At 68.7% G+C, this 10,193-nt stretch carries 11 protein-coding genes; 10 read left to right on the forward strand and 1 reads right to left on the reverse strand.

The genetic code is table 11. From position 1 onward, the window contains the following. Positions 1 to 84: 84 nt before the first annotated feature. From ACWEH3_RS28575 to ACWEH3_RS28600, 6 genes are all read left to right on the forward strand, one after another. A complete protein-coding gene (locus ACWEH3_RS28575) occupies positions 85 to 1,146 on the forward strand; it encodes a PhoH family protein (RefSeq protein ID WP_195077925.1) in 1,062 nt (353 codons plus the stop codon). A gap of 62 nt (positions 1,147 to 1,208) precedes the next feature. Continuing rightward, entirely contained in the window at positions 1,209 to 1,763 is a 555-nt protein-coding gene (ybeY, locus tag ACWEH3_RS28580; RefSeq protein WP_195077616.1) for an rRNA maturation RNase YbeY, read from the forward strand. Beyond that, positions 1,760 to 3,124 carry a hemolysin family protein gene (locus ACWEH3_RS28585; RefSeq protein ID WP_450018603.1) on the forward strand — a complete coding sequence of 455 codons (1,365 nt, stop codon included), beginning with the start codon at positions 1,760 to 1,762 and terminating at the stop codon, positions 3,122 to 3,124. The genes ybeY and ACWEH3_RS28585 overlap by 4 nt, the downstream gene beginning before the upstream one ends. Then, a complete protein-coding gene (locus ACWEH3_RS28590; protein WP_379254736.1) occupies positions 3,121 to 3,507 on the forward strand; it encodes a cytidine deaminase in 387 nt (128 codons plus the stop codon). The genes ACWEH3_RS28585 and ACWEH3_RS28590 overlap by 4 nt, the downstream gene beginning before the upstream one ends. Beyond that, complete coding sequence (gene era, locus ACWEH3_RS28595; RefSeq protein WP_450018601.1) at positions 3,500 to 4,417, forward strand: GTPase Era; 918 nt, start codon at positions 3,500 to 3,502, stop codon at positions 4,415 to 4,417. Before ACWEH3_RS28590 ends, era begins: the two co-directional genes overlap by 8 nt. 190 nt (positions 4,418 to 4,607) lie before the next feature. Beyond that, complete coding sequence (locus tag ACWEH3_RS28600) at positions 4,608 to 6,176, forward strand: serine hydrolase domain-containing protein (protein ID WP_450018599.1); 1,569 nt, start codon at positions 4,608 to 4,610, stop codon at positions 6,174 to 6,176. A gap of 5 nt (positions 6,177 to 6,181) precedes the next feature. On the opposite strand, the gene ACWEH3_RS28605 is transcribed toward ACWEH3_RS28600, so the two are convergent. Continuing rightward, on the reverse strand, positions 6,182 to 7,609 hold the full coding sequence (locus tag ACWEH3_RS28605) for an amidase (protein ID WP_450018597.1): 1,428 nt from the start codon (positions 7,607 to 7,609) through the stop codon (positions 6,182 to 6,184). A 141-nt stretch (positions 7,610 to 7,750) separates the two neighbouring features. On the opposite strand from ACWEH3_RS28605, the gene ACWEH3_RS28610 reads away from it, so the two are divergent. The 4 genes from ACWEH3_RS28610 to ACWEH3_RS28625 all read left to right on the forward strand — a co-directional run bounded on the left by ACWEH3_RS28610 (position 7,751) and on the right by ACWEH3_RS28625 (position 9,940). Beyond that, complete coding sequence (locus tag ACWEH3_RS28610) at positions 7,751 to 8,617, forward strand: alpha/beta fold hydrolase (protein WP_355072466.1); 867 nt, start codon at positions 7,751 to 7,753, stop codon at positions 8,615 to 8,617. Further along, positions 8,604 to 9,209 carry a TetR/AcrR family transcriptional regulator gene (locus ACWEH3_RS28615; RefSeq protein WP_450018594.1) on the forward strand — a complete coding sequence of 202 codons (606 nt, stop codon included), beginning with the start codon at positions 8,604 to 8,606 and terminating at the stop codon, positions 9,207 to 9,209. Before ACWEH3_RS28610 ends, ACWEH3_RS28615 begins: the two co-directional genes overlap by 14 nt. 120 nt (positions 9,210 to 9,329) lie before the next feature. Continuing rightward, the gene (locus tag ACWEH3_RS28620) at positions 9,330 to 9,743 is read left to right on the forward strand and encodes a hypothetical protein (RefSeq protein WP_450018592.1); all 414 of its coding nucleotides are present in this window, start codon (positions 9,330 to 9,332) and stop codon (positions 9,741 to 9,743) included. Beyond that, positions 9,740 to 9,940: a DUF6186 family protein gene (locus tag ACWEH3_RS28625; protein ID WP_450018590.1), complete on the forward strand. Its 201-nt coding sequence runs from the start codon at positions 9,740 to 9,742 to the stop codon at positions 9,938 to 9,940. Before ACWEH3_RS28620 ends, ACWEH3_RS28625 begins: the two co-directional genes overlap by 4 nt. The last annotated feature ends 253 nt before the right edge of the window (positions 9,941 to 10,193 follow it).

Below are 10,193 nucleotides of genomic sequence, written 5' to 3' on the forward strand. Positions count from 1 at the left end.
CAGCAGTCGAGACCGGAAAGCAGGCTATAGCCACTTTTGAGAACACAAGGCGAGATCGGCGACCCCACCACCCCAGCGGCAGGCATCGGCGCCGGCGACAACGGTTCGGGTCCCGCAGCGCGCACCGTGCGCTCGAGCATCGAACTCGCTCCTGAATCCGTGTTCCCCTTCCTCGGTTCGGCCGACCAGAATCTTCGCGAACTGGAAACGCTGCTCGACGCGGACATCCACGTCCGCGGGAATTCCGTGACCCTCACCGGCAAGGCGGCCGACGTCGCGCTCGCCGAGCGGGTCATCGAGCAACTCGTCGCGCTGACCGGCCGCAACCGCGTGGTGACGCCCGAGGCGGTGCGGCACACCGTTTCGATGCTCACCGAGGGCTCCAGCGAGTCCCCCGCGGAGGTGCTCAGCCTGGACATCCTGTCCCGGCGGGGCAAGACCATCCGGCCCAAGACGCTGAACCAGAAGCGCTACGTCGACGCGATCGACGCGAACACCATCGTGTTCGGCATCGGTCCCGCCGGTACCGGCAAGACCTATCTGGCGATGGCCAAGGCGGTCCAGGCGCTGCAGACCAAGCAGGTCAACCGGATCATCCTCACCCGCCCTGCGGTCGAGGCGGGCGAGCGGCTCGGCTTCCTGCCCGGCACGCTGAACGAGAAGATCGACCCGTACCTGCGTCCGCTCTACGACGCGCTGCACGACATGATGGACCCGGAGGCCATTCCCAAGCTGATGGCGGCCGGTGTCATCGAGGTCGCGCCGCTGGCCTACATGCGCGGACGCACGCTGAACGACTCCTTCATCATCCTCGACGAGGCGCAGAACACCACCGCCGAGCAGATGAAGATGTTCCTCACCCGCCTCGGGTTCGGCTCGAAGATCGTGGTGACCGGTGACGTGACGCAGGTCGATCTGCCGACCGGCGCCCGGTCCGGTCTGCGCGCCGCCAGCGAGATCCTCACCGAGATCGAGGACATCCACTTCGCGGAGCTGACCAGTAGCGACGTGGTTCGCCACCGGCTGGTCTCGGACATCGTCGACGCTTACGACCGCTTCGAGGCCCAGTCGCGTCCGCAGGTCGCCCCGCATTACGGCGGCAACCGAGCGCAGCGCCGCGCGGCGAGCCGGGCGGACCGGCGGTAACTCGTCTCGCCGGGCGGGGCTCCGCTCCGCCGACCCGATCGACGGGATCGTAGGCTGTTCGGGTGAGCATCGAGATCGCCAACGAGTCGGGTATCGACGTGCCCGAAGAAGAGCTGGTCAGCGTCGCGCGGTTCGTGATCGCCCGGATGGACGTGCACCCCGCCGCGGAGCTGTCGATGGTGCTCGTCGATCTCGACACCATGGCCGACCTGCACATGCGCTGGATGGACCTACCCGGCCCGACCGACGTCATGTCCTTTCCCATGGACGAACTCGAGCCGGGCGGGCGGCCCGACAGCCCCGAACCAGGCCCCTCCATGCTCGGTGACATTGTGCTGTGCCCGGAGTTCGCCGCCGGTCAGGCGCGTAAGGCGGGGCACTCCCTCGATCACGAACTCGCTCTGCTCACCGTGCACGGCGTGCTGCACCTGCTCGGCTACGACCACGCCGAGCCGGATGAGGAGAAGGAGATGTTCGCGTTGCAGGCCCGGCTGCTCGAGGAGTGGTACGAGAGCCTGCGGGAGGCGCAGCGGCGCGCCGAACTGGCCGAACGCGACGCGCGGTTGCTGGGTAAGGCGGGCTTCACCACACCGGGTGAGTCCCTGGGTCCCGCGTGAATGCCCTGACCCTCGTCCTGCTCGCGGTCCTGCTCATCTCCGTGGGTGGGGTCTTCGCCGGGGTCGATTCCGCCCTGAACACGATCTCGCCCGCCCGCGTCGAGGACTTGGTGCGAGCCGACCGGCCCGGCGCCGTGCGGCTGAGCCGGGTCGTCGACGACCGGGCCCGCTACGTGAACCTCATGGTGCTGCTGCGCATTTTGTGCGAGATCGGCGCGACGGTGCTGCTGGCGGCGGGACTGATGACGGTCTGGGGCAGGAACTGGGCGCTGCTGGTCACCGCGCTGGTGATGGTGCTGGTGTCCTACGTGGTGATCGGTGTCGGCCCGCGCACGCTGGGCAGGCAGCACGCGTATTCCATCGCCCTGGCCGCGGCCCTGCCCCTGCAGTTCATCGGCGCGCTGCTCGGCCCGATCAGCAGGCTGCTGATCCTCATCGGTAACGCGATCACCCCCGGTAAGGGTTTTCGCAACGGTCCCTTCGCTTCCGAGATCGAGCTGCGCGAAGTGGTCGAGATGGCCGGTGAGCGCGGAGTGGTGGCCGACGACGAACGGCGGATGATCCAGTCGGTCTTCGAACTCGGCGACACAGCGGCGCGTGCGGTGATGGTGCCGCGCACGGAGATGGTCTGGATCGAAGCGGACAAGACCGCGGCGCAGGCGATGTCGCTGGCGGTGCGTTCCGGGCATTCGCGGATCCCGGTGATCGGCGAGAACGTCGACGACATTCGCGGCGTGGTGTATCTGAAAGACCTCGTGCCGTTCGCCGAACGCGGCCGCAAGGTACGGGTGAGTGAGGTGATGCGTCCCGCGGTGTTCATGCCCGACTCCAAACCGCTGGACAGCCTGCTCGACGAGATGCAACGCAGGCGCAACCACATGGCGTTGCTGGTGGACGAGTACGGCGGCATCGCGGGTCTGGTGACCATCGAGGACGTGCTGGAGGAGATCGTCGGAGAGATCGCCGACGAGTACGACGTCGACGAGACCCCGCCGGTCGAGGATCTCGGCGACGGGCGCTACCGCGTGTCGGCCCGGCTGCCGGTGGAGGATCTCGGCGAGCTGTTCGGATTGGAGATCGAGGAGGAGGACGTCGATACCGTCGGCGGCCTGCTCGCGCACGAACTGGGCCGGGTGCCGCTGCCCGGTTCGAAGATCGAGGCGCACGGGTTGGTGCTGCGCGGTGAAGGCGGACCGGACGCGCGCGGCCGGATGCGGGTGAACACCGTGGTGGTACGCAAAGCGCGCGAGAAGGTCCCCGCGGGGAAGACCAACGGGGACAATCCCAATGGCAAGCGCAAGGCGAACGGATCGGAGCGGGATATCGCGGCCGATCGCGACGAGGACGGAGACACCGAATGACCGAACTGGACGCCGAGGACAACAAGCTGGTCGTGCTGGCCCGTGGTGCGCTCGGCCGCACCGGCGGGGCGAGTGGAGCCGCGATCCGCGATACCGACGGTCGCACCTACGCCGCGGGCGAGGTCACGCTGACCGCGCTGCGGTTGACGGCGCTGCAAGCCGCCGTGGCCGCGGCGTTGTCCAGCGGCGCGGAGGGCTTCGAGGCGGCCGTGGTGGTCGGCGGGCGGTTGTCCGACTTCGGTGTGACGGCGGTGCGGGAGGTCTCGGCGGAGGCGCGGATCATCTTCACCGATCGTGACGGCGCGGTGTTCGAGATCGTCGACGACTCCGCGGACGCGGCCGACGCGGTGAGCGCCGACTCCGGCGAGGTCCGCGGTGGCTGACGCGCGGGAGAAGGGCGAATTCCGTTCCGGCTTCGTCTGTTTCGTCGGTCGGCCGAACACCGGCAAGTCGACCTTGACCAACGCCCTGGTCGGCGCGAAGATCGCGATCACCTCGTCGCGCCCGCAGACCACCAGGCACACGATTCGCGGCATCGTGCACCGCGAGCACACCCAGCTGATCCTGGTCGACACACCGGGCTTGCACCGCCCGCGCACCTTGCTCGGCCAGCGCCTGAACGACCTTGTGCGCGATACTTATTCGGAAGTCGACGTGATCGCGCTGTGCATCCCGGCCGACGAGAAGATCGGTCCGGGTGACCGCTGGATCGTGCAGCAGATCAAGCAGATGGCGCCGAAGACGACGCTGCTGGGCGTGGTCACCAAGATCGACAAGGTGAGCCGGGAGCAGATCGCCGAGCAATTGCTCGCCGTGGCCCAGTTGCTCGGCCCCGAGGCCGACGTGGTGCCGGTGTCGGCGGTCAAGGGTGAGCAGGTGGAAGTCCTCGTCGACGTCATCGCCTCGAAGATGCCGGAGGGCCCGGCTTTCTACCCCGACGGTGAGCTCACCGACGAGCCCGAGGAAACGTTGATGGCCGAACTCATTCGTGAGGCCGCGCTCGAGGGTGTGCGCGACGAGTTGCCGCACTCGCTGGCCGTCGTCATCGAGGAGGTCCTGCCCTACGAGGAGCGCGAGGACATGCTCGACGTGCACGCCTTGCTGTACGTCGAGCGGCCCAGCCAGAAGGCCATTGTCATAGGCAAGGGCGGTTCCCGGCTGAAAGAGGTCGGCACCAACGCCCGCAAGCAGATCGAGCACATCCTCGGCACCCGGATCTACTTGAATTTGCACGTGAAGGTGGCCAAGGACTGGCAGCGCGACCCGAAACAGCTGGGCAAACTGGGTTTCTGACCGGTTCGGGCGTCGGCGGGCGTGTGTGGAAGTCCTGGAGGCGTCTTCGTCGGCGTGGGGCGTCCGGTCGGCTGCCGATGATTCCGGGTAATCCACCGATGTGTCGGCTGTGCTCGAGGCCAGTGCCGTGTCAGTGGTCGTGTCAGAACGGCGTCAGCTCGGTATCAGCCGGGCTCGCGACAGTAGTCACATGAACAGCACAGCAATCGCGACTTCCACCACCACCCTCTCCGACCAGGACAAGAGCACGCTGCGGACTGCCGCGTACGGCGCGTTGTCGCTGATGGCCGCCACCGGCATGCCGCACGCGGCCGCGACGAACGGCTCCATCGCCCTGACGTCGGCGACCGGCCTGGTCGGGCACGTGCTCGCCGGGAAGTCCAACGACATCCAGTTGAAGGGCAAGACCGTCGCCGAACTCGCCGACCAGGTACTGCCTGCCCTGACCGCGGCCGTGAACCTGCTCGAGCGGCACGATCCGGCCGAGGCCGACAACTTCCGCAGCACCGTCCGCATCGCCATCGACGCAGCCGTCCAGCCCCGCCACGGCGAGCCCGGCCGCGCCACGGCCGCGATGGCCCGCAAGATCATCGCGGCACTCGATGCCGCCAGGGTGGCCGGTGCCGGCAACGGAACGGTTGCCGCCGGGCCGGATCGCCCGGAGCTCCAGAAGGTCCTCGATGAGATCGTCGCTTCTGGTTTCGCCGGAATCACGCTGCGCGTGCACGACGAGCGGGGCGAGTGGGTCGGCAGCGCCGGGGTGAGCAGGCTGGGCGAGACCGCGCAGCCGCCGACCGATGGGCACGTCCGGATCGGCAGCAACACAAAGACTTTCACCGAGACTCTGGTCCTGCAACTGGTGGCCGAGGGCAAGATCGGACTGGACGACCCGGCGGCCAGCTACCTGCCCGAGTTCGAACTCGATTCGCGGATCACCGTGCGGATGCTGTTGCAGCACACCAGCGGGGTGTTCAACTTCACCGGCGAGTACTACGAAGACGGGACCGTCGTGCCGGGGATCCCCGCCACCACCGCGGGCAAAGAATGGGTGGACAACCGGTTCGAGACCTACCAGCCCGAAGAGTTGGTGCGGCTGGCGTTGTCCAAGCCCGCGCGGTTCGAGCCGGGCACGGGCTGGAGCTACTCCAACACCAACTACGTGCTGGCGAGGTTGCTGATCGAGAAGGTCACCGGCCGCCCGGTCGCCCAGGAGATGCAGCGGCTGATCTTCGGGCCGCTCGGGCTGTCGGGCACCGTAGCCCCGACCACCCAGACCGAGCTCCCCGAGCCGCACGCCCACGCCTACTACCGATACGAGGACGCCGGGCAGGAGAAGACGGTCGACGTCACCAGCCAGAACCCCTCCTGGATCTCCAGCGGCGGTGACATGATCTCGACCACCCAGGACCTGCGAACTTTCATCTCCGCGCTGATGAGCGGCAAGCTGCTGCCTGCCGAGTTGCTGGCGGAGATGTGCGCACCGCACCCGACAGGCATCCCGAACATGGGCTATGGCCTCGGTGTGTTCGTGCAGGACACCGGCCTCGGCGGCACGGTCGTCACCCACAACGGGGGCGCCGCGGGTCACGCGGCGCTGATGTACAGCACACCCGACGGCAAGAAGACCCTGACCGCCACCCTGAACTACGTGGACGACGCCGCCCTGTCCCTGGCCGTGCCGTTCCAGCAAGCGACACAAAGGCTCGTCGACGAGGTGTTCCGCGGCGGCCGGGCCGATCCGGCCCAGCCGACGGACTGAACTGGTCACCACCACGGGGCGGGGCGGTGGCGGTGCCACTGGAGTTCGGATTCGAGTTGCGCGGCCAAGGAGATCAGGAGGGGTTCGGAGTTTGCTGTGCCCATCAGTTGGGCGCCTACGGGAAGGCCGGTGTCGGTGAAGCCTGCGGGGACGTTGATGCTGGGCCAGCCGAGGACATTCCACGGCCAGGTGTAGGGGCAGGCCGCGGTGATGAGGTTGTTGGTGGCGTTGACGCCGAGGCCGTCGATTTCCTCGGCGCGGGGCGGTGGGGTGGCGGTGGTCGGGGCGAGGACCACGTCGTAGTCGCGGAAGAAGTGGCCGATTCGCTTGTGCAGCAAGGGTTCCAGCTGCCGCGCCGCGTAGAGGGCGGGGCCGTCGAGCGCGCGTCCGATTCGGGCGTTGGCGGTGGTGCGCGGATCGACTTCCAGACCGGGCATGCGGTCGTACACCCGCCGGACCCCGGCGAGTGAACGCGGGAGGAAGGAAGCGCCGATCAGCATGCCGTAGTGCAGGTCGGCCACGGTCACGGTGTGTCCGAGGGCGCGCAGTGTGTCGGCGGTGCGGCGTACCGATCGCTCGACCTCGGGATCCAGCGCGGTCCTGGTCGCGGTGAAGGGGATACGCAGCGACAGGGCGATTCGCAGCTTTCCCGGATCCCTGCCGACGGCGTCCGACGCGGTGATCGGCTCCGGGGTGTGCAGATCTCCCTGATGCGGACCGGCCGCCGCATCCAGCAGAAGCGCCGCGTCGGCGACGGTACGCGCCAGCGGACCGTTCACGGTGAGCCCGTAGAACGCTTCGGCTTCCGGCCAGGTGGAGATTCGTCCGCGCTGCGGCTTGATGCCGACCAGGTTCGTCCAGGCCGCGGGGATGCGGATCGAGCCCGCGCCGTCGGAACCCAGAGCGGCGGGGACCAATCCGGCGGCGACGGCGGCCGAAGCTCCGCCGGAGGACCCGCCCGGCGTCCTGCCGCGGTCCCACGGATTGCGGGTGTGCCCGAACCACGCGGCACTGGTGAACGGCCACTGTCCGAGTTCACAGGTATTCGTCTTGCCGACGATCACCGCGCCCGCGGCACGCAGGCGCCGGACCGATTCCGCGTCCTCGGTCTTCGGTGCGAAGTCGCCGCCGCAGCCGAACGCGGTCGGCTCGCCCGCGACATCCGTGTCGTCCTTCACCGCGACGGGCACGCCCAGCAGCGGCAGTCGTTCTCCCGCGGCCAGCCGCCGGTCGGCGTCGGCGGCCTCCGCCAGGGCCCGCTCGCGGCGCACGATCCGGAAGGCATTGAGCGTGCCCTGCGCCGCGTCGATCCGGTCCAGTGCGCCGCCGACCGCCGCGGTCGAGGTGATCGCGCCGCCCGCGATCGCGGCCGCCAGTTCGGCCAGGCCCAGTTCCCGCGTGCCGGATACGTGGGCAGGATCGGACACCGTCATGTGCGCTCCGTCTCGTCGTGATCTACAGACGGTAGCGCCATATTGGTCAGTCGTCCAGATTGCCGCCGCACACGGCGGGTCTAGACATACATACGGTATGTATGTAACAGTGGTCGGGAACCGAGACCACTGGGAGAACCCATGGCAACCAGCACAGCACTCGGCCGCACCCACGATGTGGACCTGCCCGGCGGCCGTATCCGCTACCACGAGACGGGAGCGGGCGCCCCTGTCGTCTTCGTGCACGGCTTGCTCGTCAACGCGGACCTCTGGCGCAAGGTGGTGCCCGCTGTCGCAGCGGCCGGGTACCGCTGCCTGACGCCGGACTGGCCGCTCGGCTCGCACGAGATCCCGGTGCCGGACGCGGAACTGACTCCGGCCGGTGTCGCCGATCTCATCGCCGCGTTCCTCGAACGCCTCGACCTCACCGACGTCACCTTGGTCGCCAACGACACCGGCGGAGCGATCACGCAGGTGTTGCTGACCCGCGACCGCTCCCGCGTCGGCCGGGTGGTGCTCGCCTCGGTGGACAGCTACGAGGGCTTCCTACCGCAGCCGTTCACTACGCTGCCGCTGCTGGCCAGGATCCCCGGCTCGCTGCGCCCGCTGACCGAGTTGCTGCGCATCCGCGCGCTGCACCGGCTGCCGGTGGCCTTCGGCTGGGTCACCAAACGGCCGGTCCCGCCGGAGATCGTCGACTCCTACCTGCTGCCGAGCCGCGACTCCGCCGCGATCCGGAAAGATCTGCGGCGCTTCCTGAAATCGGCGCATCGCCGATACACCCTGGAGGCCGCCCGTCACTTCGCCGAGGTCGACATTCCGGTACTGCTGGCGTGGGCCCGGGAGGATCGGCTGTTCCCCGTGTCGTTCGCCGAACGCCTGGCTCGCGACCTGCCGGACGCGACGCTGAAGCTCATCGACGACTCATACACCTTCCTGCCGGAAGATCAGCCCGAGTTGCTCGCCGAATCGATTCTGGAGTTCACTCGGCTGCATGCCACGCCGTAGCCAGGAAGACCGCTCCCGAGCGACCAGAGCCGCGCTCGAACAGGCGGGACGCCGCCTGTTCACCGAGCGCGGCTTCGCGGGCACCTCCGCCGAGGAGTTGGTCACCGAGGCCGGCGTCACCCGGGGCGCGCTGCACCACCACTACGGCGACAAGCGCGGACTGTTCCTCGCGGTGCTGGAGCAGATCGAGGCGGAGATCACCGAGGAGATCGAAAATGCCATCGCCGCAGTAGATTCCGGCGATGTGATGGCAGGAATGGCGGCGGGTCTCGCGCTGTTCCTGGAGATCTGCCAGCGTCCGGCGATGCTGCGCATCGCCCTCACCGACGCCCCCGCCGTGCTCGGCTGGCAGGCCTGGCGCGAATTCGAATCCGCCCACGGCCTAGGCCTGATCACCGCGCAACTCGAGCGTGCCCGCGCCGCCGGGTTGATCGCCGACGCCCCCGTTCCCGTGCTGGCCCAGCTCGTCGTGAGCGTGGTCAGCGAGGCGTCCCTGATCGTCGCGCACGCCGAAGACCCCGACCTCGCCCGTGCCCAGACCCAGCAGTCGGTGCTGCTGCTGATCTCGGGGCTGCTGCGCGCCGACGGGTGAACGCGGCGGACAGCGTCGTACCGCGGTTCCGGCGGGAAGCGATGTCGCCTCTCTCGAAATCCGCGCGGAGGTCGTAACCGCCTGCCCCGTTCTGGGCAACCGGGGCCTTATCCTGCGCATGTGACAGAGCAACCAGCGCGCTCGGCACAACGGTTCCGACGGCGTGCGACGCCGCTGGCGGCGTGGCTCGTGCTGGCGGCGTGCGGTGCCGCGACCAGGCCGTTCAGCTGGCAGGCGACCGCGATGGTGGTGGTGGCGGCACTCGCGGGGATGGTGCTGGCGTTCCGCGTGCGAATCGAGCGGCCCCCGCCGACTGCCCGGATCAGGCGCGGCGTGGCCGTGTGGTCGGCGCTGCTGGTCGCGGCGTCGGCATGGGAGGTATACGCCCTTCTGCGGCAGCCCGCCCTGAACCGGCCGAGCCAGGAACACCCGACGCTGTCCACGCTGTTGGACCCGGCGCTCGAACAATGGCCGCTGCGATTCGCCGGATGGCTGTTGTGGCTGGCCGCCGGATGGCGGCTGGTATCGCGATGAGCGACCGAGCTGTCATCCTCCTCGGGTTCGGCCTGCTCCTTGCGGCCGCGCTCGTCGCGGTGGCGGTCACGCGGCTGCGCCGGGACCGGGTCGCGTCGTTGGGCGAGACGATCGGGTACCTGACCGGCTCACGATTGACGAAAATCGCCGCCGTACTCGTGTGGGCCTGGCTCGGCTGGCACTTCTTGGCCCGATGACACGCGTGCATTGTGCTGAATCGTTCGCACCGGCTCGCGTGTGCGCGGCCGCCGCGTAGATGACTGAGGAGTAAGTAGTCGATAGTCGGCCACTACGACCTGTGTGCACCGGGTTGTCGGCTTCGATGTCGACGCGCCGAGCGCACCTCGACCACGTGTTTCGAGCGAAGCGAGACCGAGCTTGTTCCGTTCGCGGCCCGGCTCGCGTGTGCGCGGCCGTCGCGTAGGCGACGAAGGAGCAAGCGGCGGTCGC

The organism is Nocardia sp. NPDC004718 (assembly GCF_053601535.1).

Coding starts and splice junctions, on each gene's coding strand:
- ACWEH3_RS28590 (WP_379254736.1), top strand. CDS start 3,121: ATGACCGAACTGGACGCCGAGGACAACAAGCTGGTCGTGCTGGCCCGT.
- ACWEH3_RS28600 (WP_450018599.1), top strand. CDS start 4,608: ATGAACAGCACAGCAATCGCGACTTCCACCACCACCCTCTCCGACCAG.
- ACWEH3_RS28605 (WP_450018597.1), bottom strand. CDS start 7,609: ATGACGGTGTCCGATCCTGCCCACGTATCCGGCACGCGGGAACTGGGC.
- ACWEH3_RS28610 (WP_355072466.1), top strand. CDS start 7,751: ATGGCAACCAGCACAGCACTCGGCCGCACCCACGATGTGGACCTGCCC.
- ACWEH3_RS28615 (WP_450018594.1), top strand. CDS start 8,604: ATGCCACGCCGTAGCCAGGAAGACCGCTCCCGAGCGACCAGAGCCGCG.
- ACWEH3_RS28625 (WP_450018590.1), top strand. CDS start 9,740: ATGAGCGACCGAGCTGTCATCCTCCTCGGGTTCGGCCTGCTCCTTGCG.